We start from the raw sequence: 23,582 nt of genomic DNA, 5'->3' as shown, positions 1-23,582 counted from the left end.
ATGGCTACGGGGCGCGGCCCGCAACGGCCGCGCCCGTAGCATCCGGCTGTCAGCCGAAGTACCTTCCAGCCTGGAAGAACCTCCCGGCACGTCCGAATCGCACCGTCAGTGATGCGCCCGCCGGAAGCAAACTGGCGACATTACCGCGACAGAATCCACACATGCCCCTTTCATGGGTGATCATCAGGCGGCCTACCGCGCCTTCGCCGCCAAATTTCCGCATCAGGAAAGCGGCCTGAATTTCCACGTGGGAACCGTAGAAGTCGTCACCGACTCGCCCCACCCCCGATCTGAGGATGTCCGCCCTGACCGCCGGGTGCAGCGACGCCGAATCAAGGTCAAATGATCCGTGTCCGTCAATGTGCAGAACCCCTCCCGTCGCTTTCTCGGGGTTTTTGGAGAATGCGGCGTTTTCGGACGCTCGGGCATGGTCGTCCATGTCCTCGCAGTTGTGGACAAGAACCGGCGCGATGCCCGCGAGCACGTAGTAGGTGTGGACGTCGCTGACCGTGAGGTTGTGGACGCGGGCCTGTGGCGCCGTCCACCGCTCGATCGCCGAGACCTGCACATACGTGCCGGCGCTCGTTCGCAGCCACTCACCATTGCGCAGGTCGGTGGCTTTCACCCACTCGCCCAGCTCGGGGACCCAGAAGGGGTGGCCGTCGGTCGCGGTGACCTCCGCGGTCTGGGAACCCTTCTTGCCGTCGGTGTCGATCGTCACCTTCACCAGGTGCTTGACGCCGCTGCCGGTGATCTCGGCGGTGACCGTCTCGACCCGCGTCTCCCCCGTCTGCGGGTCGGTGGCCTTGACCTTGTCGCCGGCCTTCACCTTTTCGATCGGCTTGGCGGATCCGTCGGCCATGAGCACCTTCGTGCCGGGCACGAAGCTGTTGCACTTGCCGCCGCCTTCGCCGCCGCCGTCGGCCTTGCCGCTGTTGCCGCTCTCGCTGGCGCCGCCCTTGCTGCGGTTGGACGCCCCGGACGAACCGCCCGGCTTGGCGGACGAACCGCCGCCCTTCTTGCTGCCGGCGCCCGAGCTCGCCGCCGCCGAGCTCTTCGGGGCCGCCTTGGCCTGCGCGGCCTTCTGCGCCGGGTTACCCGTCTTCTTTGCCGCCTGGGTCGCCCGGCTGCTGGTCGTGTTCAGCTTGTCCAGGGCCTTCTTCCGCGCCGCCTGGGCGGCCTTCTTCGCCCTCTCGATCGCCAGCTTCTTGGCGTTGATCGCGGCCCGCTCGGCCGCCTTCGCCGCCGCCAGCACCGCCTCGGCCGCGCGCTTCGCGGTCTTCCACGCCTGGATGGCGTTGATCGTGCGGTCGATCGCCTTGATGACCTTCGGGATCTTGCCCAGCTTCGCCCACGGGATCGCGCCGATGATGAGGCTGCCGCAGGACCACATGTCGCCGCCGAAGCAGTTGATCGCGTCGGTGAGGCCGATGAAGTCGGACAGCATGCTCCACGCGGCGGACAGGATGACGTCCACGATGGAGCGGTTCGAGTCGGCCTGCGCCTGGGCGACCTGGGCCGCCGAGAGACCGGCGCCGGCCAGTGCGGACGCCATCTCCGACGGGGTCAGCGAGATCGACATGCCGGTCGGGTCGGCGAACGTCACCGGGTTGTTGTGCGAGTACGTGTACCCGTTGAACTGCATCGGGTCGGTCAGGTCGAGCTGCGGGTCAGCCGACAGGAACCGGCCCACCGCCGGGTCGTAGAGACGCGCCCCGAGCTGGGTGAAGCCCGACGAGTCGTCCCGGTTCGCGCCCAGGAACCCGGCGTTCGTCTGCATGTTGACGCCGAGCGGGGCGGCGCCGCGCTGGTTGCCGAACGGGTCCTGTTTGCGGATCCGCACATCCATGTTGCCGGAGAGCGGTATCTCCACGGATGGCGTGCCCTGTGGATCACTGACCAGGGCGACCAGCGCGGAAGCCCCGGTGGCGTAGGCGTATCGCAGCACCGCACCGCCAGGCACCGCGTACGTGCGCTGGGTGTTGACCAGCACGCCGCCGGGACGCACCGTCACCTGCGCCTCGCCGAGGTTCAGCGTGGCCTGCAGCTCGCCGTCGATGGTCAGCAGGCGGGAGCCGTCCGGCCCGTAGATGTAGCGGGTCTCGTCGTGCGCGTCCCAGAGCTGGCCGGCCGCCGTCGCGTTGCAGGTCGCCAGCACGATCGCCGCGTTCACCGCGGTCGCCGCCACGCACAGGCCGGAGGCCGGGTGTTTGTACTGGCCGGTGGCGCCGCGGTCGAGCTGCTGCGCCGCCGACCCGTCACACTTCTGCAGCAGGACCGCCGAGCCCGCGGTGTTGGCGGCGGGCTGCAGACACCAGTTCTCGTACGCCACGAGGTTGCCCCGGTTGGCGTCGGACTGACCCGGCGTGGCCTTGAACGCCCACTTCTGCGCGATCGTGTCGTTGCACACGTAGAGCTGGATCGGGTTGGCGGCGACCGCGGCCCCGGCCTTCAGGTCGAGGCAGTTGCCGTCCATGCCGATCAGCGAGGTCTTGCCGTTGGCGCCGGCGCCGGAGACCCGCTCGGGCTGCCCGTCCCACGTCCAGGACAGCTCCTGGGTGTCGCCGTTGGCCACCGAGGTGATCGACTTGGTGTCGCCGGTCAGCTCGTAGAGCCGCTGGGCCTCGGCGGTGACCTGCGCGCCGGCCGGGGTGACGTACTTCTTGGTCACCTTCGTCAGCGTGGTGGGCTGACTGCCGTCCGCCTTGCCGTAGGTGTAGGTGCTGGTCGCGTCCTTGGCGGTGTTGCCGGTCAGGTCCTTCTCGACCAGCTTCGTGCGGTTGCCCAGCAGGTCGTACTCGTACTCCTGCCAGTACCCCGCGTTGTCCTTGCCGGCCGCCACGTTGACCGTGCCGTCGGTGCCGAGCGGGCCGCTGGAACACGCTTCCTGGTTCTTGTCGGTCCACGCCTTGGCGAGCTCGCCGATCGGGTTGTACGAGAAGCACTGCCGCTCCTCGATACCGGTCGACCGCTCCCGCACCGAGGTGACGTTGCCCGCGTTGTCGTAGGTGTACGACCGGTGCGAGGCGAGCACGCCGGTGACGATTCTGGTGTCGCCGGTGCTCTCCCGGTAGACCTGCTGGTCGGTGAGCGCGCCGCTGGCCTCGTCGTAGTTCGACAGATTCCACACCCGGTACGGCTGTGCCCCGAGCGACGACCGCATGAGCTGCCCGTACGGCGAGTAGGACGTCTCGGAGCCGTACCAGTTCTGCCCGGACACGGACAGCGGAAGACCGTCCTTGTCGTAGCGGGCGATCAGCTTCTCGGCCGCGACACCCCCGACCGCCGGCAGGTTGACCGTCTCCGGCAGTCCGGTGTCGGTGTAGGTGTAGCCGTACGTGTAGGAGTTCTTCAGACCCCACTTGGTGGCGATGTCCGCCGGCAGCGTCAGCGTGGTCGCCGTCGGCTGGTAGTCGTCGGTATAACCCGCGATCGATTGCGTGTACGCCTTGCCGTCGGTGTAGCGGGTCGACGTGGCGGGCAGTCCGATGCCGCCGGGCGCCGTGTCGTACGTGGCCTCGGTCAGCACGGTGCTGCCCTGCAGCTGCTTGACCGGCCGGGACAGCACGTCGTACTGGGTGCTGACGGTGATGCCGCGCGCGTCGGTCGTCGACGCCGGCCGGTCCCGGTGGTCGTACGCGGTCGTACTGATCCCGGTGTCCGGGTCACCGGACTGGACCATCCGGCCCCGCAGGTCGTACGACCAGGACCAGTAGTTGCCGGGCTTGGCCGCCGAGTTCTCGGCCTTCGTCATCCGCCCCCGGGAGTCGTACGTGTACCGCATCGAGGTGAAGCCGCCGGGCGCGTCCTGGCCGAACGTGTCCACCCGGGCGGTGCGGCCCAGCGCGTCGGTGAAGACCTTGTACGACGCCGAGCCGACCGGGTTGCGGACCGTGGACCAGTCCGTGCCGTACTCGTACTTCGTCGCCCGGCCCGGGGTTTCCTGGCCATGCAGGATCGGCAATTCCTGCAGCACCCGGCCGAGCCCGTCGTACGTGTAGCGGGTCGCGTTGGGCACCGCGATCTCGGACTCGGGCGTGAACAACGTCCCGGACGGGCCGCCCTTGCTGAAGTACGCGTTGTTGGTCTGCCACACCTCGCCGGAGCTGTTGTAGAGCGTGTCGGTGATCAGCCGGCCGCCGCCGGTGGCCTGTTCCTGGGTCTGCCGTTCGCGGCCGAGTCCGTCGTAGACGGTCACCGAGGTCTCGATGCGGTTGTCGTGGCCGCGAGCCCTGGTGGTGATGAACGGCGGCCGCCGGTCACCGTCGGCGTTCGGCGCCGGGATGGTGTAGGTCGCCTCGAAGTCGGGCACCACGGCGCCCGCGCGGCCCGGCGCCCAGCCCTTGACGAGCCGGCCGAGCGGGTCGAACTCGGCGGTGCTGACCAACCCGTTCGCGTCGGTCGTGGTGGTCGCGACGGCACGTCCCGGCTCGAGTTCCTGGGTCTGCTTGTGGCCGAGCGCGTTCTCCTCGATCACCTGGAACGCCTGCCCGGTGGCCGGCTCGTAGGTGATCTTCGAGGTCTTCCCGTCCGGGTCGGTGGCGGCGACGACCCGGCCGATGGCGTCGACGGCTTTGGACCCGTCGGTCTGGAAGCCGGACCCGTCGGCCTTCAGCGACCACGTCTGACTCGCCACGCCGCGGGAGTTGTCGGCGAGTGCCGTGCCGTAACCGGCCCCGTCGTAGGCGACGCGCCCGGCCGCGCTCAGCGTGGTGAGCGCGTCGAAGTCCGCCGCGGCGCACGTCGTCGGACTGGTCCGGGTCTGCCGGGTCAGGCCGATGATGTTCTTGGCGGTCTGGTGGACGTACTCCAGGAAGGTGCAGGACTCGTCGCCGGTCGTGCCGGTGTCGCCCAGCGACTCGACGTAGGTGGGCAGCCCGTACGCCGGGTCGAAGGTCGTCCGGTTCTCGGTGGTGCGCATCGTGCGGGTGTCGTCGCCGGTCCCGGAGGATTTCGTGTACGTCACCTGCCGCGGTTCGGTGACCCGCCACGCGCGCAGCGGGCTGATCCCCTCCCGGGCGCGTTCGGCGAGCTTGGTCGCCTGCGGGTAGCTGACGCTGCGGGTCAGCCAGTTGTCGTCCGCGTCACCCGCGTCGGCGTACGTGAGCTCCTCGGCGATGCGCCCGGCGAACGGCTCCGCGTCCTTGGCGATCTCCGCGCCGGTGATGTCCTTCATGGACACCGTGTCGCCCATGCCGCGGAAGTAGCGGGTGACGGCCTTGGTGCGCTTGCTGCCGATCGCCGCGTCGTCCGCGCCGGTGAGCACGGTCGTCTGCTCGAAGCCGGCGAAGTCCGAGTAGGTCCGCGTGGACTTCTTGCTGAACTCCTGCTCGGCGAGTTTCCAGCCGGGGTTGCGGTAGGCGTAGTTCGTCGTGGTCCCGACCGCGCCGTCGACCGCCGGGAGCTCTTCGATGCCGGCCACCACGTACTTGTGGAACCAGTCGATGTCCTCGACCTCCGGGTCCGGATGCCAGAACACCGGGAAACAGAGGCGGTCGTTGGACTTCAGCTCGGCGGTGTCACCCTTGCCGGGCAGGCCCGAGCCGGTCGCGCATTGACCTTCCGGGCTTTTGTACGTCACGACGGTCTCGCCGCCGTACTCGTTGATGACCCGGCCGATCCGCAGACGGGAGAAGCCGGGCCGGGGATCGGAGTCGCCGCGCATGACTCGGTTCGGCATGTCGTCGACGTTGGGTTCGAAACGCACCGGGTTGAGCGTCGCGCTCGCGTCGGTGGTGCCCTTGCGCGCATAGCCGGTGCGGCTGATCGACTCCAGCCAGAGCGCGGTGTTCGGGCCGGTCCGCAACTTCGGGAAGGACTGCTTGAGCTGGTATTCGTCGACCACCTGGCGGGCCGTGGTGTCGGTGCGCCGCTGCGCCGAGGTGGACACCTTGTCCAGCCGTTTGCGGGTGAAGAACGACGGGCCCGCGTTCCAGCACTTCTTGCCGGCTTCGCAGCGCAGGTCGGCCGGGGTGTCGTACCAGATCCGGTATTTGCCCGGGTCCTTGCCGGCGAAGTTCTCCTCGGTGCAGCTCACGCCGCCCTCGGCGAAGCAGCGCTCGGCCACGGTGAAGAAGACGCGGGCCGGCGCGGTCGCGGTGAAGACGCTGCCGGCGCGCTGGCCGTAGTCGATGTGCGTCAGGTAGCCGCCGCGGTCGTACTTGACCGGCGCCTTGAAGTCGAAGTTGCGGGCGTAGTAGTTGGTCTCCTTGGCCCACCACAGGCTCATGGCGTTGCCGTGCACGTCCTCGACGTAGTCCAGCGACCAGCGCCAGGCCTGCGTGCAGAACGACTTCTTGAACGCGTCGATCGTCGAGCCCTGGTAGCAGTCCTCACCGGCGTGGTTGGCGTAGACCGGGACGGTCAGCACCGAGTTGGTCACCGGGTCGTCCGCGTCGGCGCCGTGGTCGGACCAGCCGGGCAGCCGGTTGAGGCCGAAGTAGTACCGGGTGCCGTCGCGGGTGGTGACGACCCAGTGCTCGCCGTCGTTGTCGCCGTTGCCGAGGCCGGTGTCCTTGCGCAGTTCGACCTTCGAGCCGTCGCCGTTGCCGGTCGTCCACGTGCCGTTGTCGTACACCAGCTCGGTGGTCATCCCGGCCAGTGAGAGCGTGGCGTTGTTCGAGCCCCAGCACAGGTCGGCCGTGCGGTGCTTGGCGTTGCTCGCGCCGTCGACAGTGGAGTCCTGCCGGCAGTTCGCGTACGTCCGGGTGATCGCGCCCGCGTTGTAGTCCCAGCCGTCGCCGATCCAGGAGGCCTGGTTGTTGGTCGCCGACGTGCGCCCGTCCACCGACTGCGACGAGTACGAGAGGCCCACCTTCGGCATCAGCCCGCCGGCCGTCTCCGGCACCTGGATCTGGTACGAGTAGGTGAACGCGCCGGACGACGAGCCCGCCGCCCACGAGCCGGAGGACTGCAGCGGCGTCGCGGTGTAGTCGCCGGCCGCCGAGGCGCCGGTGTCGAGCGCGCCGACCACGCCGGAGTCGTCGGCCGCGGCGGCCCGCGCGGCGACGCCGCTGCCGGAGCCCGCTTCGGCGAGGAGCTGGCCGACCGGGATGTCGCCGCTGACGACGCGGCGCGGGGAGGCGGCCCGGGCGAACGAGGACGCGGACCCCACCGAAACCTCGCTTGGCACGGTCTGCGCCCCGGCGGTCTCCTCGGCCGGCACCGGCGCGCAGTCCCCGGCGTCCGGCGAGTCGTAGACACAGTCCGGCAGCGTCACCAGGCCGAACCGGTCGGCGGCCTGCGGCCCGTACAGGTCGGCGAAGGTCGTGTAGTCGACGCTGAGCGCGACCGCCGCGGCCGGATCGGCGGTGGCCGGCGGCGTGATCTTCATGATCAGGCCGGCGACGCCCGCGTCCTGCGACGACTCCGGGGCGGCCAGGTCGACGGTCCACGTGCCGGCCAGGGCCGCCGCGTCGCCGCCGTCCGGGACGCCGAGGGCCACCGGGAGGTCGGCGACCCGCACCGGGGCGGCGCCGGGCTCGGCCCCGGTCAGGTCGACCGCGCCGCTACCCGCCTGCCACGCGTCCACCGCGGTCGGCGCGTACTCCTCGGACGCCACCTCGGGGGCGGTGGTGAGGTTCTCGTCGGCGTCCTCGTTCTGCTCGACCGGCGTGCTCTCCGGCAGGTCGGGCAGCTCGACCGCGGTGTCCTCGCGATCCATGCCGGCGCCCGGGATCGCGAACGCGGCGGCGGGCATGGTGGTCACCGCCAGGATGACCGACAGCAGCAGAACGATCGCCGCACGGCCACCGCGCCTCCACCGGAGGCCGGACACCGGACCTGTAGCACGCATACGTGTCGACTCCCACCAGGCGCGAAGACGAAGAAAGGCAGTCGGCACTGTCTCGTCAGGACGGTGAGATATTCAAGATCACCGATTGTCACCGATGTGATGCGCGACATATTTAGAGAAACATCAAATTGCCGCACGCCTGGCACTCTGGACATTCGTCACAAAGCATCGCGGTAACGGGAAGATCACCCTGGGCAAGGGGACAAATGGGGGCAAGCCTGGCATTACTCAAAGTTGCCTGAGAGCAAGATAACGACTTGGTAACCACCGCGATGACTGTCCGTATGCGATCGTGTGCGCGCTCTCTGTCCGATTCCGCCTGGTCCCCATGGGAGTAGACCGCCGTGACCGCGCCTCGCCTGCTCAGCCGCACCCGGCTGACCTACGCCCTGGGCCTCCTGCTGGCCGCCTCCGTCACCGCCGCCTCCGTCGCGTGGTGGCCGGACGACAGGTCCATACCGGACCGAAATCCGGTGCGGGCCACCCCGATCGTCGCCGTGAAGGATCTGGCCACCGCGATGGCCGAGGCGTCGCGCACCGGCAAGCAGGTGCTCGTCGACACCGAGACGACCGCCACCTCGCGGACCTGGGCACGTCCGGACGGCCAGTTGCACAGCGAGTTCCACGCCGTCCCGCAGCGGGCGCGGACCGCCGACGGCCGCTGGCAGCCGATCGACAACACGCTACGGCCGGTCGACGGGACCATCCGCCCGGTCAACCCGTACACCCCGGTCCGCTTCTCGGCCGGCAGCGAGAAGGACGAAAGCGTCCTGGCCGAGGTGGACGCCGGCGGCCACACGATCACCTACACCTGGCCCGGGAAGCTGCCCGCGCCGGTGCTCGACGGCTCCCGCGCGCTCTACCCCGAGGTCCGCCCCGGCGTGGACCTGCTCACCACCGTCCGCGAGGAGGGCGGCTTCGGCCAGCTCCTGATCGTCAAGAACGCGCAGGCCGCCGCGGACCGGACACTCTCCTACGGCTTGAGTGCCGACGGCGCGGTCTTCCGCCGCGATGCCACCACCGGCGGCGTCCACATCTACGACGCCGCGGGCACCGAGATCGGCTCGATTCCGACGCCGATGGCCTGGGACGCGAGCGGCCGCGATCCCGAATCCCCCGAGACGCCACGCACGTCGGTCGCCACCAGCGCCGACGTCCTGAAGCTCTCCGGTCTGGCCGGCGCCGAGCCGGGCAGCCGCCAGGCGCCGATGCCCACCACGCTCGACGGCGACGGCAACGGGCACGTCCGCCTCTCGCTCGACGCCGCCGGCCTGCTGCGCGACCCGGCGGTCCGCTTCCCGCTGTTCCTGGACCCGACGATCAACGCCGGCGAGCAGGCCTGGCTGTTCGTCAGCAAGTCGCACCCGAACAGCAACTTCATGAACGGCACCGGGTACAACGGCGGCACCACCGACGCGCGGGTCGGCCACGAGGACGAGACCGGCGTGACGGCCCGCTCGTTCTGGCGCATGGCGTACGCGAACATCAAGGGTGCCAAGGTGAGCGACGCCGATTTCAAGGTGCTGAACAACCACTCCTGGTCGTGCACCACCCGGGAGATGCAGCTGTACCAGACCGGCGCCATCTCCACCGGCAACACCTGGAACAAGCAGCCCGCCTGGAGCTACCTGCAGCAGAAACTGTCCTTCGCGCACGGCTACAACAGCTCCTGCGCCGACGCGTACGTCTCGTTCAACGTCATGGACGCCGCACAGCGCGCCGCCGACGCCGGGTCGACCAGCATCACCCTCGGCCTGCGCGCCAGTTCCGAAGGCGACACGCTGACCTGGCGCAAGTTCCAGGCCAGCACCGCCACCCTCGAGGTGGACTACAACCGGCCGCCCGCGCAGCCCACCGACGGCACCACCACGCCCGGTGGCGCCTGCGTCATCGCGCCGGCCACCCGCACGCTCGCCAAGACCAACATCGTGCTCAAGGCCAAGGCCACCGACCCGGACAAGAACCTGTCGAAGCTGCGCTTCCGGTTCTGGGCGACGACCGCCGCGGTGCCGGCCGGCACCCTGGTCACCCCGGACAGCGCCGGCTGGGCCAGCCTCACGATCCCGACGACCTCACTGACCGACAAGGTCAGCTACAACTGGGACGTCCGGGCCGAGGACTCCAGCAGCGCCGTGTCCGACTTCTTCCCCACCGGCACCCAGCCGTGCCGCATCACCGTGGACGCGTCCGCGCCACCGGCCCCGGACGTCACCAGCGACGTGTTCAAGGAGGCCACCCCGGACGGGGCGACCTGGGCCACGGTCAAGTTCGGAGCGACCGGACCGGCCACCTTCGAGTCGGCCGGCGCGACGCGGTTCACCTACTCCTTCGAGGGGGTCGGCAGCACCTCGGTGACCGCCACCAACGGAGTGGCGATCGTGCCGGACCTCAAACCGCGGCACTCCGGCCCCAACGGACTGCAGGTGATCGCCTACGACGCCGTCGGGAACCCCAGCCCGACCACGAACTACACGTTCTACGTGCCGCCGAGCAGCACCGGCGACGGTCCGGGTGACACCGGCGGCGACGGCATCCCCGACCTGATCTACGTGAACGCGGACGGCGACCTGCGTAACTGCGTGGGCGACACCGGCGGCGAGTTGTACAGCTGTCTGTCCGCCTCGTACTCCGAGGGCGGCGCGCTGGACCCGAAGGGGCACTGGTTCGACCCGGCGACCGGGAAGACCTCGCTGATCGCGAAGTACGGCGACGCGTACCCGGGAGACGGGATCACCGACCTGTTCGTCCGGCACTACGACGGCAGCGTCTGGCTGTACCCGGGCGACGGGTACGGCAGCTTCAACGTGGACCAGCGCCTGAAGATCTTCCTGCCGTCGAACGCCCCGGCGCCGTCCACCTGGACGAAGATCAAGGCGATCGGCGACATCACCGGCGACAAGCTGCCCGATCTGGCGGTGCAGGCGGGGACGGCGTTCTGGATCCTGTCCGGCTACACCGGCGCCAGCTTCAAGGAAGCGACGCTGATGGAGGGCACCGCGTGGGCGCTCACCGCCCAGGAGCTGGTCAACGTCGCGGACATCGACCTGGACGGCACGCCCGACCTGCTGTACCGGATCCTGGCCACCGGCGTCATGAACATCCGGCACGGCAAGCCGGGAGCGGTCGCGGGCAGCGTGAGCCTCGACTCCCTCAAGACCGCGGCCGCCTCCCGCCAGGGCACCGACACGTCGTACGGGACAAGCTGGACGCCGGCGCACGTCACCGCGATCATCGCGATCCCGGACGTGAACAACGACCGGATCCCGGACATGTGGGCGCGTTTCGAGGACGGCCAGACGCGCGTCTACTACCCGTCGGCCACCAACACGAACCCGTTCGTGAAGATCGTCCTCACCGTCAACTGGTCGACGGTGAAGACCTTCGCTTAGGAACCCGCCGGGGTGGGCCTCACCGGTCCGCCCCGGCGGTCAGAACCGCGAGATAGGCGTCGATGCTGTGGCGCGCCCGGTCCAGCTGCGCCCGGTCGCGACGCAGCACGAACTGCTCGTTCGCGGCGTGCAGGAAAGCGTTCAGGTCGAAAGCCACCTGCTCCGGGTCGACCGTCGGGGACAGCTGACCCGCCGCGCGCGCGGCCTCGACCTGGCCGGCCAGTAACGCCACCCACTCGTCGTCGAGCTCGATCAGGCGGTCCAGCACCGGGCCCGGCCGGGTGTCGAACTCGGCGTTGACGGAGGAGAAGAAGCAACCGCCCGGGAACAGGTCGCCGCCCACCATCGCCAGGAAGCGCTCGCACAGGGCTTTCAGCCGCGCGAGCGGGTCCGGCTCGTCCAGGGCCGGGTCGAAGATCTCACGCTGGTAGATCTCCCGTGCCGCGTCGATGGTCGCGAGCTGCAGCTCCTCCTTCGAGCCGAAGTGGGCGAACAGGCCGCTCTTGCTGATGCCCGCCTTGTCCGCCAGCCGCGCGATCGACAGGCCCGCCAGCCCCTCGACGGTGGCCAGCCGGGCGGCCGCGTCGAGAATCGCCCGGCGGCTGCGGACGCCGTCTTCCCGAACGCGACGCGTCTTTTGCCGCGAAACGTCAGATTCGTTGGTTGTCGCCACGCGCAAGCTCACCCGTCATAGATAGCACGACCGGTTGCACTCCGACACCCATGGCGTCCGGCCGTGACCACCGCGGTGATCGGCGTCGTCGGCGCCGACTTCACCGAGTTCCACCCGGGGCTGAACCTGGTCGCCGGCGTCGCGCTGGCCGGCCTGGTGCTGAACCTGGTGCCGCTGTTCGCACGCCGCCGCGCGCTTCAGCCGGCGTTCCAGCGGTAGACCTGCCCGTCCCGCAGCTCGTAGGAGGCCGGCGCCGTCAGCGGCGGGCCGGCCTCCAGGCGGGCGAACACGTTATTGCGCCCGCGCAGCGTCCGGCCCGCCTCGGTCCAGTGCAGGTACGGATGCAGCAACGCGATGAGCGCCGCCCGGTCGTCCCGGGCAGCGGCATCGATGACCTCCGCGACGATGCGGTCCACGGCTAGGCCCCGCGCAGCGTCGCTCCATAGCGGGACGCCACCGCCGCGACCGCCGCGTCCCGGGCCGCGAGGGCCTCGTCCGACGTCAACGTCCGGTCCGGCGCGCGGAACGTCAGCTTGTACGCCAGCGACTTCTTGCCGGCGCCGAGCTGGTCCGACTCGTACACGTCGAACAGCGAGATCGACTCCAGCAACTCCCCCGCGCCCTCGATCAACGCTTCCCGCACCGAGGCGGCCGGCACCGTGCGGTCCAGTTCCAGCGCCACGTCGATCAGCGCCGGCGGGAACGACGAGAGCTTGCGGCCCAGCGTGACCGGCGCGTCGGGCACGGCATTCAGATCAAGTTCCATGACCGCCGTACGCCTCGGCAGCTCCCACGCCGACACCACGGCCGGGTGCAGCTCACCGGCGTAGCCGACCACGACACCGTCGACCGCGATGGCCGCGCATCGCCCCGGATGCCACGGCGCGAGCGCAGCGGCCGACACCGTCACCCGGTCGTCGGTCATCCCCGCCGCGGACAGTGCCATCCGCGCCGCCTCGACCGCGTCCGCCCACGAACCCGCACGGCCCGGACCCCACCAGCCGGACGGCTCGATGTCGCCGGCGATCGCGGCCGCCACGTGCCACGGCTGATCCGGCACGATCGCGTTGGCCGCCTGCCACTCCTCCTGAGACGGACGACGGTCGACGCCCATCACGGGCGGCGCGGTCGCCGTCAGGTGCGGTAGGAACACCGTGCCGATCTCGTACAGGGCCAGGTCGCGCAGCCCGCGGGAGAGGTTGCGCTTGAGCGTGGCGAGCATCGGCGGCAGCAGCGACGTGCGCAGCAGCGGCTCCTCCTCGGACAGCGGGTTGGTCAGCCGGACCGCGCTGCGCCGCGGGTCGTCCGCGGGGTAGCCGAGCGCGTCCGCCGCCCCGGGCGTCATGAACGGGTAGGACAGCACCTCGACGTACCCGTTCTCGGCCAGCGCCCGGCCGACCATGCGGCGGCGCCGCTGCGCGGGCGTGCTGCCCTGGCCGCCGCGGGCCGGCGGCAGGATGCTCGGGATGTCGTTGTACCCGCCGAGGCGCGCGACCTCCTCGACCAGGTCGATCGGGGCGAGCAGGTCGGGCCGCCAGGTCGGCGGGGTGACCTCCAGCGGGGTCGTCCCGGCCACCGCGCAGCCGACCCGGCCGAGCAGCTCGGCCACCCGGTCGGCGGGGTACGACACGCCGATCCGCTGGGCGGGCAGCGCCGGGTCCAGCAGGATGCGCGCCGGCGCGGTCACGTGGTCGATGTCGAGCACCCGCTCGTCGACGGTGCCGCCGGCGTGCGAGGTGAGGATCCGCACGGCGCGTTCCAGCGCGGCCAGGGTCACCGAGGGGTCGACGCCGCGCTCCCAGCGCTTGGCGGCCTCGCTGAACAGCTTGTGCCGGCGGGCGGTGCGCCCGACCATCACCGGGTCCCAGTGGGCGGCCTCGAGCAGGACGTCGACCGTGTCCGGCTGCCACTCGCTGGTCTCGCCGCCCATGACCGCGGCCAGCGAGACCGGGCCGGTGTCGTCGCAGATCACCATGTCTTCGGCGTCGAGCACGCGGGCCACGCCGTCCAGGGTGGTCAGCTTCTCGCCCGGCTTGGCCCGGCGGACCACCAGGTCGCCCTGGACGCGGTCCGCGTCGAAGACGTGCATCGGCTGGCCCAGTTCGAGCATCAGGTAGTTCGTGATGTCGACGGGCAGCGAGATGGTCCGGATGCCGGCCGCGACCAGCCGGCGCTGCATCCACTCGGGCGACGGGACGTGCGGGTCGATGCCGCGCACCACGCGCGCCGAGAACCGGTCGCAGCCCACGGTGTCCTCGACGGTCACGCCGTACGGCGCGTCGGCCGTCGCGCCCGGCGCCTCGATGCGGGCCGGGTCGGTGTAGGCGGCGTCGAACGCGTACGACAGCTCGCGGGCCAGGCCGCGCAGGCTCATCTGGTATCCGCGGTCCGGGGTGATCTCCACGTCGAGCAGCACGTCGTCGAGGCCGACCACCGGGCGGGCGTCCTGGCCCGGCTGCGCCACACCGGCCGGCAGCACGACGATGCCGTCGTGGTCGTCGCCGAGACCCAGCTCGCGCGCCGAGCAGATCATGCCGTTGGAGTTGCGCCCGTACGTCTTCCGGGCGCCGATCTTGAAGCCGCCGGGCAACTCGCCGCCCGGCAGGATCACCGCGACCAGATCGCCCTCGACGAAGTTGCGGGCGCCGCAGACGATCTCCTGCGGCACCGCCTTGCCGACGTCGACGGTGGTGAACCGGATCGGCTTCTTGAAGCCGGTCAGCTCCTCGATGGTGAGCACCCGGCCGACGACGAGATCGCCCTTGACCGTGGCGGCCTGGTCGACGATCGACTCGACCTCGATGCCGAGGTTGGTCAGCGCCTCGTCGAGCTGCGCGGTGGTGAGATCGGCGGGCAGCTCGACGTAGTCGCGCAGCCAGGAGAGCGTTGTCTTCACGCCTCAGACCTCCATTCCGAAGTTCGCGGAGAATCGCACGTCACCCTCGACCAGGTCACGCATGTCGCCGACGCCGTTGCGGAACATCAGGGTGCGGTCCACGCCCATGCCGAACGCGAAGCCGGAATATCTGTCCGGGTCGATGCCGCAGGCGACCAGCACCCTCGGGTTGACCATGCCGCAGCCGCCCCACTCGACCCAGCGCGGGCCGTCGCGGTGCTGCGCGAACCACACGTCGAACTCGGCGGACGGCTCGGTGAACGGGAAGTAGTGCGGCCGCCAGCGGGTGCGCGCGTCCGGCCCGAACATCGCCCGCGCGAAGTGGTCGAGCGTGCCGCGCAGGTGGGCCATCGTGATGCCCTCGTCCACGACCAGGCCCTCCAGCTGGTGGAAGACCGGGCTGTGGGTGGCGTCCAGCTCGTCCGAGCGGTAGACGCGGCCGGGCACCACCACGTAGATGGGCGGCTTGCGGGTGAGCATCGAGCGCACCTGGCCGGGCGAGGTGTGCGTGCGCATCACCAGGCCGGGCAGGTCGACGTAGAACGTGTCCATCGAGCCGCGCACCGGGTTGTCCGGACCGATGTTGAGCGCGTCGAAGTTTGCCCACTCGAGCTCCAGTTCGGGGCCCTCGACCACGTCGTAGCCCATGCCGGTGAACATGTCGCCCATCTGCTCCATCAGCGTGGTGATGGGGTGCCGGGCGCCGCGCGGGCGGCGGTCCCACGGCAGGGTGACGTCGACCCGCTCGTCGACCAGGACCCGCTCGGCGCGCTCGACCTCGAGCGCGGCGTGCCGCTCGTCGAACGCGCCCTGCACGGCCTGGCGGGCGATGTTGACACGCTTGCCGGCGTCGGACTTGGCGGCCGGCGGCAGCGAGCCGATCTCGCGGCGGGCCAGCGAGATCGGTGAGCGGTCGCCCAGGTGCTGCGGCTTCAGCGCGCCGAGCGCGTCCAGGTCGGCGGCCTCGGCGAAGGCGCTGCGTGCCGCGGACACGGCGTCGTCGAGCGCGGCCGGGTCGAGCAGGGCGGCCTGCTTCGGATCATAAGGATCGTTGCGGTAGGACATGGTCGAGCGAACTCCCTCACACCGGGTAAGTCACAGGCAGTGTACGGAGGAGCGGCTGGGCCGCAGCCCGCCGGTCAAGGGAGTCCAGGACGTGTCAGACCCGCAGCCCGCGACCAGCGGGCCGGCTAAACAACTGTCCTGACATGCCGCCAAGCATATCTCGTCACTTCTCGTGCACACCGACCACTATCCCGGCGTGCCCCGGGATGGGGGAATCCATCGTCGTGAGCGCCACACCCAGCGCTTCCAGCGGGATCTCCGAGCCGACCAGCCGGCGTGGCGATAATCGCCCGGACGCGACCAGCTCGAGCATCGGCGGGTAGTCGGCCGCGGCCATCCCGTGCGAGCCGACCACCTGCAGCTCGCGCGCGACCACCAGGTCCCACGGCAGCGGCGCCCGGCTGTCCGCGCCGAGCATCAGGCCGACCTGCACGTGCCGGCCGCCGGGACGCAGCGCGCGGACCGACGCGAAAGCGGTCTCGGCCGAGCCGTACGCGTCGATCGCGATGTCCGCCTCGCCGTCGATCTCGTGGACGATCACCGCGCCCAGCGAGGCGGCCAGGGCGTTCGCGGCCGGGGACGGGTCGACGGCGAGCACCCGCAGCCCCAGCGCGGTGGCGATCATGATGGCGGACAGGCCCACGCCGCCGCAGCCGTACACCGCGACCACGGCGTCGCCGGCGAGCGGTCCGTGCCCGGTCAGCGCCCGGAACGCGGTGGCGAACCGGCAGCCCAGGGCCGCCGCGCTGACGAAATCGATGGAGTCGGGCAGGCGTACGAGATTGGTGGTCGCCGCCCGCACCACCACCCGCTCGGCGAAGGAACCGGGGTGGGTGAAGCCGGGCTGGGTCTGGTCCGGGCAGATCTGCGCCGAGCCCGAAAGGCAGTACGCGCAGCGGCCGCACCCGTTGACGAACGGCGCGGTCACCCGGTCGCCGACCGCGAAGCCGGTCACCGCCGGCCCGAGCTGCTCGATCACGCCGGCGAACTCGTGGCCGGGCACGTGCGGCAGCGGCACCGGGTCGTGGCCGCGCCAGGCGTGCCAGTCGGAGCGGCAGACGCCGGTGGCGCGTACCGCGATCACGGCACCGTCGCTAGGGCAGGCGGGCGGCTCGATCTCGCGGATCTCCGGGACGGCCCCGACCGCGTCGTACACCACGGCCCTCATCAGCGTTGGGCTCTCGCGGAGGCGTACAGGCAAATGGCGGCCGCGGCCGCGAGGTTGAGGCTCTCGGCGCCGCCGTAGATCGGCACCCGCACCCGGCGGTCGGCGGCGTCCAGCACCGGCGAGGGCAGGCCGTGCGCCTCCGATCCGAAGAGCCAGGCGGTCGGCGCGGCGAGCACGCCGTCGTCGAGCAGGGAGTCCAGGTCGTCGGCGCCGTAGCCGGACGTCGCGAGAACCTGGAGGCCGGACGCGCGAAGGTCGTCGGCTACATCGATCGGGGCACGCACCACATCTACATGAAACAACGAGCCGGCGGATGCGCGGACGCATTTGCCGTTGTACGGATCGACCGAGTCACCCGCGAACACCACGGCACCCGCTCCGGCGGCGTCCGCGGTGCGCAGCACGGTGCCCGCGTTGCCCGGGTCGCGGATCTCGGCGGCGACCGCGACCAGCCGGGGGTGCTTGGCCAGCGCGTCCGCCAGCGGCACGTCCACCTGCTCGCACACCGCGACCAGGCCCTGCGGCTGCACGGTCTCGCCCAGCGCCGCGATCGCCTCGTCGGTCACCGGCGACACCTCGCTCGCGAGGGCGGCCAGGTCCGGGTAGCGCTGCAGGGCCGCGGGCGTGCCGAACAGCTCGACCACCACGCCGGCCGCCAACGCCTCACGGACCGCCTGCGGGCCCTCGGCCAGGAAACGGCGGCTCTGATCGCGGTCCCGGCGGCGCTGCAGCCGGCGGGCGGCCACCACCCGGGGCGTACGCGGTGTGAAGAGCAAGAATCCCCCCAAACGAGGAAAGCGAAGCGCCCCCCGAGAGAATCGGGAGGCGCTTGTTGACGCGAGGCTCAGGCGGCCTGAGCGGCCGCGCCGCCGGTGCCCTCGGCCTGGACGGCGGCCCGGGCGACCTCGACGATCGCCGCGAAGGCGGCGGCGTCGTTGACGGCCAGGTCGGCCAGGATCTTGCGGTCGACCTCAATCTCCGCCAGGCGAAGACCCTGGATCAGACGGTTGTAGGTCATCCCGTTCGCGCGGGCGGCCGCGTTGATACGCGTGATCCACAGCTGGCGGAAGTCGCCCTTGCGGTCACGGCGGTCGCGATACGCGTACTGCATCGAGTGCAGCACCTGCTCCTTGGCCTTGCGATAAAGGCGGGAGCGCTGACCGCGGTATCCGCTCGCGGTCTCGAGCAACGTGCGGCGCTTCTTCTGGGCGTTCACCGAACGCTTGACGCGTGCCATTTCAGTACTCCTAGCAGGGGTTCTTGTTGGATCCTCGCGTCAGCGGCCGAGAAGCTTCTTCACGCGCTTGGTGTCGGTCTTGTCCACGACGACGGTTCCCGTCATACGGCGGGTGACGTGGGAGGACTTGCCCTCGAGCAGGTGGCGCTTGCCCGCCTGCTCACGGACGATCTTGCCCTTGCCGGTGACCTTCACACGCTTGCCCATACCGGTGTGGGGCTTGAACTTCGGCACTTGAGCCTCTTTCTGATCTTTCCGCACGACCGGGGGCCGTGCGGAAAAGCTGACTACTCTGCGGTGGTGTCGGCTGCAGCGGCCGGCGGAGCTCCGCCACCATCGCCCTCACGCTGCTCCCGCACGGGCTTGCTCGCGACGGCAGCGGCTTTGGTTGCGCGGTGCGGGGCCAGCACCATGATCATGTTGCGCCCGTCCTGCTTCGGACTGGCTTCCACGAAGCCCAGTTCCGAGATCTCCTCGCTGAGTCGACGCAGCAACCGGAAGCCCAGCTCGGGCCGGCTCTGCTCACGACCGCGGAACATGATCGTCACCTTGACCTTGTCGCCCGCCTTGAGGAACCGCACCACGTGACCCTTTTTGGTCTCGTAGTCGTGCGGGTCGATCTTCGGCCGCAGCTTCATTTCCTTGATGACGGTCTGTTGCTGGTTACGCCGTGCCTCGCGGGCCTTGAGTGCGCTCTCGTACTTGAACTTCCCGAAGTCCATGAGCTTGCACACCGGCGGCCGCGCCATCGGAGCAACCTCGACCAGGTCCAGATCGACATCCGCGGCCAGTTGGAGGGCGCGCTCGAGCGGGACGATGCCGACCTGCTCACCCTCGGGACCGACCAGACGGACCTCACGTGCCCGGATCTGTTCGTTAACGCGTGGTTCGACGCTGATGGGGCCTCCTCAGAACGTACTGTTTCGCTTGCCGCGGCTCCCCAGCCGCGGTCGCGCGCTGCCAATGTCGGTCGGCCCCGGCCGCCCCTGGAGAGGACGACGGGAAAGCAGAAGGCCCCGGCGCATGCCAGGGCCCGCTCGACCGGTCATCGGCGCCCAGTAGAGGACGCTCCCCGAGCCTCGGATATTCCCGAGATCGAGTGACCGGACCCAGCCACTGAAGAGTGACGTGGGTGGGAACCAGCGGGCTCCTCTTTCGCGCCCACCTGACGGTAGGCGTGGTCGACTACGCCGAGTCTATCAGGCCTCGACCGAGGCCGAATGCATGGCCCGCAGGTGCCGGACGGCGTCGACCGCGTAGTCCTTGTCGACCGCCTGCAGCGCGTGCATGGCGACCTGCTCGTTGTCGTCCAGCTCCAGCGAGGCCACCGGCGACTTGCGGTCGAAGCGCACCGCCCGCACCGCCGACCAGGGCAGGTCGTAGCCGCCCACGACGTTCCGGATCTTGATGTGGTGGGCGTCGGCGACCACCTTGGGCCGGCAGAACGTCACGATGCCCAGCCCGATGAGCACGCCCAGGATGATCATCGCGGTCTGGTCGCCGCGCTGGAACGTGCCCTTGTCCTCGAAGCCGCCGTTGCCGTGCAGCGTGAAGCTGATCGCGGTGAACAGCACCACCACAGCCAGGGCGGCCGGAATCGCGATCCAGCGGACCCGCCGGGGGCGGTAGGTGACAGCGTCCACAGCCATGAGACTACAGGCGGGCGTTCGCGATGTCGGTGACCAGGATGGCCCGGGCCCCCAGCTCGTACAACTCGTCCATGACGCGGTGCACCTCGGCGCGCCCGACCATCGCCTGCACGGCCACCCACCCCTCGCGGTGCAGCGGCGAGACGGTCGGCGACTCGATGCCCGGCGTCAGGGCCGTCGCGCTTTCCAGCAGATCCGCCCGTACGTCGTACGCGAGCATCACGAAGCCGCGCGCCACCAGCACGCCCTGCAGACGCCGGATGAGCTGGGCGACACCGTTGCCGGCCTCGCCCCCGCCGCGGCCGATCAGCACGGCCGACGAACGCAGCAGCGGCTCGCCCACGGTGACCAGGCCGGCCTGACGCAGCGTCGCGCCGGTCTCCACCACGTCGGCGATCAGGTCGGCGACGCCCAGACGCACCGCGTTCTCCACCGCGCCGTCCAGCCGCACCACGTCGGCCTTGAGGTCGTGGTCGGCCAGATAGCGCGCGACCACCCCGGGGTACGCGGTGGCGATGCGCCGGCCGCCGATGTCGTCGGCCGAGGCCAGCGCGCCGGCCGGGGCGGCCCAGCGGAACGTGGCGCCGCCGAAGTTCAGGTCGAGCAGTTCGTCGGCCGGGACCCCGGAGTCGACGAGCAGGTCCCGGCCGGTGATGCCGAGGTCGAGGTCGCCGGATCCGACGTACGTGGCGATGTCGCGCGGGCGCAGGTAGAAGAACTCGACGTTGTTCGCCTCGTCACGGCAGACGAGGTCCTTGGGGTCGGTGCGCTGGCGGTACCCGGCGTCGCGCAGCATCTGCGAGGCGGGCTGGGACAGGGTCCCCTTGTTCGGAACGGCGATACGCAACATGTCTCTTCCTTTACGATAATTGAGGACAAAAGAGGCATGTCACAGATGTCGGTACACGTCCTTGAGGTCGAGACCGGTCGCGATCATCAGCACCTGAGCCTGGTAGAGCAGCTGGGAGATCTCCTCCGCGGCCCGCTCGCGGCCCTCGTGCTCGGCCGCCATCCAGGACTCGGCCGCCTCCTCGACGACCTTCTTCCCGATGAAGTGGACTCCGCGATCCAGCGCCGCGACGGTGCCGGAACCCTCCGGGCGCTCCACCGCCTTGGCCTGTAGCTCGGCGAACAGCTCTTCGAACGTCTTCACGGCCGCCATTGTGGCAACTCATCACGGGATGACGACGAACCACCCCAGCAGGTGGGACGTGCCCTAGGCTCCCCGACATGGTCAGCCGAAACACCCTCATCGCCGCCGGCGGCGTTCTCGCGCTCGCCGCCCTCACGGCCTGCGCCCCCGCCGACGAGGCCGCCGCGCCGAGCACCACGGCGTCCGCGTCCGCGAACGTCTGCCCTGCCGGCGCCCTGCAGACCCGGACGCCCGGCAAGATCACGGTGGGTACCGACAGCCCGGCGTACGAGCCGTGGTTCAGCGACAACAAGCCGAGCAACGGCAAGGGATTCGAGTCCGCCGTGGCATACCAGGTCGCCCAGCGGCTGGGCTATCCGGCGGCGAACGTGACGTGGACCTCAGTGACGTTCAACAACGCGATCGCGCCGGGGCCGAAGACGTTCGACTTCGACATCAACGAGTTCTCGATCACCCCCGATCGGCGTAACGCGGTGGACTTCTCGTCGCCGTACTACCTCGTCCGGCAGGCCGTGATCACCACGAAGGGCTCCAAGATCGCCGGTGCCAAGTCGATCGCCGACCTCCGCAACGCCAAGCTCGGCGCCCAGGTCGGCACGACCAGCTACCAGGCGATCACCGACCTGATCAAGCCGACCGCGCAGCCGCAGGTGTACAACAACAACGACGACGCGAAGGCCGCGCTGGTCAACGGCACCGTCGACGGCATCGTGGTGGACCTGCCGACCGCGTTCTTCATGACCTCGGCGGAGATCAAGGACGGCGTGATCGTCGGGCAGCTGCCGCAGGTGGGCGTGCCCGAGCAGTTCGGCCTGGTGCTCGACAAGGACTCGCCGCTGACCTCGTGCGTCAGCACCGCTGTCGATCAGCTGCGCCAGGACGGCACCCTCGCGGTGCTGGAAAAGACCTGGCTGGCGGGCAGCGGCGGGGCTCCCGAACTGCAGTGAGCTCCCCCGACACCACATACCGGCCCAGCGACATTCAGCTCGGCCGGATCGCCTACCGCCGCGGCAAGGCGATCCGGTCCGTGCTGCTCGCGGCCCTGTCCACCGCGGTGCTCGGCACGCTGCTCGGCGTGCTGGTCACCGGCGCGCCCGGCTGGGACCGGGTCAAACAGTCCTTCTTCGACCCGCACATCGCGCGCGAGTTCGTCCCGGAGATCCTGCAGGGACTCTGGTTCAACATCCGCCTGGTGGTGGTCTGCGCGCTCTGCGCGCTCGCGCTGGGCCTGCTGGTCGCGGTTCTGCGGACGCTGCGAGGTCCGATCTTCTTCCCGGTACGCGCGTTGGCAACGGTCTACACGTACTCGTTCCGCGGCCTGCCCCTGATCATCGTGATCTACCTGTTCGCGTTCGGCGTCCCCGGCCTGCGGCTGCAAGGTACGCCCAGCGTCACGGTGCTGGGCGGCGCGGCGATTGTGGTGACCTACGGCGCGTACCTGGCCGAGGTCTTCCGGGCCGGCATCGAGTCGGTGCATCCCAGTCAGGTGGCGGCGGCGCGCTCGCTCGGGCTCAGCTATCGGCAGTCGATGCGGTTCGTGGTGCTGCCCCAAGCCGTACGCCGGGTGGCCCCGCCCCTGCTCAACGACACGGTGGCGCTGCAGAAGGACGTCGGGCTGATCTCGCTCGCCGGGCCCATCGACGCGATCCGGGCCGCGCAGATCGCCACCGCGCAGACCGCCAACTTCACCCCGTACGTGGTGGCGGGTGTCCTGTTCGTCCTGTTGGCGCTGCCGCTGATCCTGGTCACCGACTTCGTGACGCTGCGCGCCGCCCGTCGCCAGAACGCGGGGACCTGATGCTGCTGACCTGCACGGGTGTCCGCAAGACGTTCGGCGACGCGGTGGTGCTCGACGGGCTCGACCTGTCCGTGGACGAGCATGAGGTGGTGGCCCTGATCGGCGCCTCCGGATCCGGGAAGTCGACGCTGCTGCGCTGCGTGAACCTGCTCGAGGAGATCAGCGACGGGCAGATCACCCTGGACGGCGAGGACATCACCGATCCCCGGGCCGACGCGGACCGCGTACGGCAGAAGATCGGTCTGGTCTTTCAGTCGTACAACCTGTTTCCGCACATGACCGTGCTCGACAACATCACCCTCGCGCCGACCAAAGTGCACAAGCGACCGGTGGCGGAGGCTCGGGAGCGGGCCATGGAGTGGCTGTCGCGGGTCGGGCTGGCGGACAAGTCCGGCAGCTACCCGGACCGGCTCTCCGGCGGCCAGCAGCAGCGCGTGGCGATCGTACGGGCGCTGGTCAACAGCCCGCGGTTGCTGCTGCTGGACGAGGTCACCTCGGCGCTCGACCCGGAACTGGTCGGCGAGGTGCTCACCATGATCCGGGAGCTGAAGACCGAGGGCATGACGATGGTGCTGGCCACCCACGAGATGGGGTTCGCGCGGCAGGTGGCCGATCGGGTCGCGTTCCTCGATCGGGGGCGGGTGCTCGAGCAGGGGCCGCCGGCGCAGGTGCTGGGCGACCCGGTCGAGGCCCGGACCAGGCAGTTCCTGGCGCGGATCATCGAGGCGGGGCGGCTTTGAGAGAGTCGGATATCCGACC

The 23,582-nt window shown here is 70.2% G+C and carries 18 protein-coding genes; 5 read left to right on the top strand and 13 right to left on the bottom strand.

Translation table 11 applies throughout. The features are described from left to right. Positions 1 to 49: 49 nt before the first annotated feature. Complete coding sequence (locus tag HH310_RS34885; protein ID WP_169179997.1) at positions 50 to 7,795, bottom strand: ricin-type beta-trefoil lectin domain protein; 7,746 nt, start codon at positions 7,793 to 7,795, stop codon at positions 50 to 52. Between the two features lie 344 nt (positions 7,796 to 8,139). Here HH310_RS34885 and HH310_RS34880 point away from each other — a divergent pair, with 344 nt between their 5' ends. Beyond that, positions 8,140 to 11,184, top strand: a complete 3,045-nt coding sequence (locus tag HH310_RS34880) for a DNRLRE domain-containing protein (protein WP_169179996.1) — start codon at positions 8,140 to 8,142, stop codon at positions 11,182 to 11,184. A gap of 19 nt (positions 11,185 to 11,203) precedes the next feature. On the opposite strand, the gene HH310_RS34875 is transcribed toward HH310_RS34880, so the two are convergent. Further along, on the bottom strand, positions 11,204 to 11,857 hold the full coding sequence (locus HH310_RS34875) for a TetR/AcrR family transcriptional regulator (RefSeq protein ID WP_169179995.1): 654 nt from the start codon (positions 11,855 to 11,857) through the stop codon (positions 11,204 to 11,206). Positions 11,858 to 11,920: 63 nt separating this feature from the next. On the opposite strand from HH310_RS34875, the gene HH310_RS34870 reads away from it, so the two are divergent. Beyond that, positions 11,921 to 12,076: a hypothetical protein gene (locus HH310_RS34870; RefSeq protein WP_169179927.1), complete on the top strand. Its 156-nt coding sequence runs from the start codon at positions 11,921 to 11,923 to the stop codon at positions 12,074 to 12,076. Here HH310_RS34870 and HH310_RS34865 read toward each other — a convergent pair. The 11 genes from HH310_RS34865 to HH310_RS34815 form a co-directional block, all read right to left on the bottom strand. After that, on the bottom strand, positions 12,055 to 12,273 hold the full coding sequence (locus HH310_RS34865; RefSeq protein ID WP_169179994.1) for a nuclear transport factor 2 family protein: 219 nt from the start codon (positions 12,271 to 12,273) through the stop codon (positions 12,055 to 12,057). The genes HH310_RS34870 and HH310_RS34865 overlap by 22 nt on opposite strands. Before the next feature lie 2 nt (positions 12,274 to 12,275). Further along, positions 12,276 to 14,753: a phenylalanine--tRNA ligase subunit beta gene (gene pheT / locus HH310_RS34860; RefSeq protein WP_169179993.1), complete on the bottom strand. Its 2,478-nt coding sequence runs from the start codon at positions 14,751 to 14,753 to the stop codon at positions 12,276 to 12,278. A 3-nt stretch (positions 14,754 to 14,756) separates the two neighbouring features. After that, positions 14,757 to 15,818 (bottom strand): phenylalanine--tRNA ligase subunit alpha, encoded by a 1,062-nt coding sequence (locus HH310_RS34855; protein WP_169179992.1) that lies wholly within the window; start codon positions 15,816 to 15,818, stop codon positions 14,757 to 14,759. Between the two features lie 163 nt (positions 15,819 to 15,981). Further along, positions 15,982 to 16,986 carry an alcohol dehydrogenase catalytic domain-containing protein gene (locus HH310_RS34850; protein WP_169179991.1) on the bottom strand — a complete coding sequence of 335 codons (1,005 nt, stop codon included), beginning with the start codon at positions 16,984 to 16,986 and terminating at the stop codon, positions 15,982 to 15,984. Beyond that, positions 16,986 to 17,762, bottom strand: coding sequence for an RNA methyltransferase (locus HH310_RS34845; RefSeq protein ID WP_169179990.1), 777 nt, complete (start codon positions 17,760 to 17,762; stop codon positions 16,986 to 16,988). The genes HH310_RS34850 and HH310_RS34845 overlap by 1 nt, the downstream gene beginning before the upstream one ends. Positions 17,763 to 17,830: 68 nt before the next feature. Further along, complete coding sequence (rplT, locus tag HH310_RS34840) at positions 17,831 to 18,223, bottom strand: 50S ribosomal protein L20 (protein ID WP_169179989.1); 393 nt, start codon at positions 18,221 to 18,223, stop codon at positions 17,831 to 17,833. 39 nt (positions 18,224 to 18,262) lie between these two features. Next, positions 18,263 to 18,457 carry a 50S ribosomal protein L35 gene (rpmI, locus tag HH310_RS34835; protein WP_169179988.1) on the bottom strand — a complete coding sequence of 65 codons (195 nt, stop codon included), beginning with the start codon at positions 18,455 to 18,457 and terminating at the stop codon, positions 18,263 to 18,265. 53 nt (positions 18,458 to 18,510) lie between these two features. Continuing rightward, positions 18,511 to 19,122 carry a translation initiation factor IF-3 gene (gene infC / locus HH310_RS34830; protein ID WP_169180016.1) on the bottom strand — a complete coding sequence of 204 codons (612 nt, stop codon included), beginning with the start codon at positions 19,120 to 19,122 and terminating at the stop codon, positions 18,511 to 18,513. Between the two features lie 300 nt (positions 19,123 to 19,422). Beyond that, entirely contained in the window at positions 19,423 to 19,872 is a 450-nt protein-coding gene (locus HH310_RS34825) for a PH domain-containing protein (RefSeq protein ID WP_169179987.1), read from the bottom strand. Positions 19,873 to 19,876: 4 nt separating this feature from the next. Beyond that, positions 19,877 to 20,722 carry an ATP phosphoribosyltransferase gene (gene hisG / locus HH310_RS34820; RefSeq protein WP_169179986.1) on the bottom strand — a complete coding sequence of 282 codons (846 nt, stop codon included), beginning with the start codon at positions 20,720 to 20,722 and terminating at the stop codon, positions 19,877 to 19,879. A gap of 39 nt (positions 20,723 to 20,761) precedes the next feature. Continuing rightward, complete coding sequence (locus HH310_RS34815; RefSeq protein WP_211192983.1) at positions 20,762 to 21,034, bottom strand: phosphoribosyl-ATP diphosphatase; 273 nt, start codon at positions 21,032 to 21,034, stop codon at positions 20,762 to 20,764. 68 nt (positions 21,035 to 21,102) lie between these two features. Here HH310_RS34815 and HH310_RS34810 point away from each other — a divergent pair, with 68 nt between their 5' ends. The 3 genes from HH310_RS34810 to HH310_RS34800 are packed head-to-tail and all read left to right on the top strand — an operon-like array spanning position 21,103 to position 23,563. Further along, a complete protein-coding gene (locus tag HH310_RS34810; RefSeq protein ID WP_169179984.1) occupies positions 21,103 to 21,972 on the top strand; it encodes an ABC transporter substrate-binding protein in 870 nt (289 codons plus the stop codon). Beyond that, on the top strand, positions 21,969 to 22,823 hold the full coding sequence (locus HH310_RS34805) for an amino acid ABC transporter permease (RefSeq protein WP_169179983.1): 855 nt from the start codon (positions 21,969 to 21,971) through the stop codon (positions 22,821 to 22,823). The genes HH310_RS34810 and HH310_RS34805 overlap by 4 nt, the downstream gene beginning before the upstream one ends. Further along, positions 22,823 to 23,563, top strand: a complete 741-nt coding sequence (locus tag HH310_RS34800; RefSeq protein ID WP_169179982.1) for an amino acid ABC transporter ATP-binding protein — start codon at positions 22,823 to 22,825, stop codon at positions 23,561 to 23,563. The genes HH310_RS34805 and HH310_RS34800 overlap by 1 nt, the downstream gene beginning before the upstream one ends. Positions 23,564 to 23,582: the final 19 nt, after the last annotated feature.

The sequence above is a fragment of the Actinoplanes sp. TBRC 11911 genome (assembly GCF_012933445.1).
GTDB lineage: Bacteria > Actinomycetota > Actinomycetes > Mycobacteriales > Micromonosporaceae > Actinoplanes.
The sequence above is the reverse complement of the archived record's forward strand: the minus strand, read 5'-3'. Positions and strand labels throughout refer to the sequence as shown.

Excerpts from the sequence above, each read along its gene's own strand:
- HH310_RS34885 (WP_169179997.1), bottom strand. The coding sequence starts at position 7,795 with ATGCGTGCTACAGGTCCGGTGTCCGGCCTCCGGTGGAGGCGCGGTGGC.
- HH310_RS34855 (WP_169179992.1), bottom strand. The coding sequence starts at position 15,818 with ATGTCCTACCGCAACGATCCTTATGATCCGAAGCAGGCCGCCCTGCTC.
- HH310_RS34850 (WP_169179991.1), bottom strand. The coding sequence starts at position 16,986 with ATGAGGGCCGTGGTGTACGACGCGGTCGGGGCCGTCCCGGAGATCCGC.
- rplT (WP_169179989.1), bottom strand. The coding sequence starts at position 18,223 with ATGGCACGCGTCAAGCGTTCGGTGAACGCCCAGAAGAAGCGCCGCACG.
- HH310_RS34825 (WP_169179987.1), bottom strand. The coding sequence starts at position 19,872 with ATGGCTGTGGACGCTGTCACCTACCGCCCCCGGCGGGTCCGCTGGATC.
- hisG (WP_169179986.1), bottom strand. The coding sequence starts at position 20,722 with ATGTTGCGTATCGCCGTTCCGAACAAGGGGACCCTGTCCCAGCCCGCC.
- HH310_RS34815 (WP_211192983.1), bottom strand. The coding sequence starts at position 21,034 with ATGGCGGCCGTGAAGACGTTCGAAGAGCTGTTCGCCGAGCTACAGGCC.
- HH310_RS34810 (WP_169179984.1), top strand. The coding sequence starts at position 21,103 with ATGGTCAGCCGAAACACCCTCATCGCCGCCGGCGGCGTTCTCGCGCTC.
- HH310_RS34800 (WP_169179982.1), top strand. The coding sequence starts at position 22,823 with ATGCTGCTGACCTGCACGGGTGTCCGCAAGACGTTCGGCGACGCGGTG.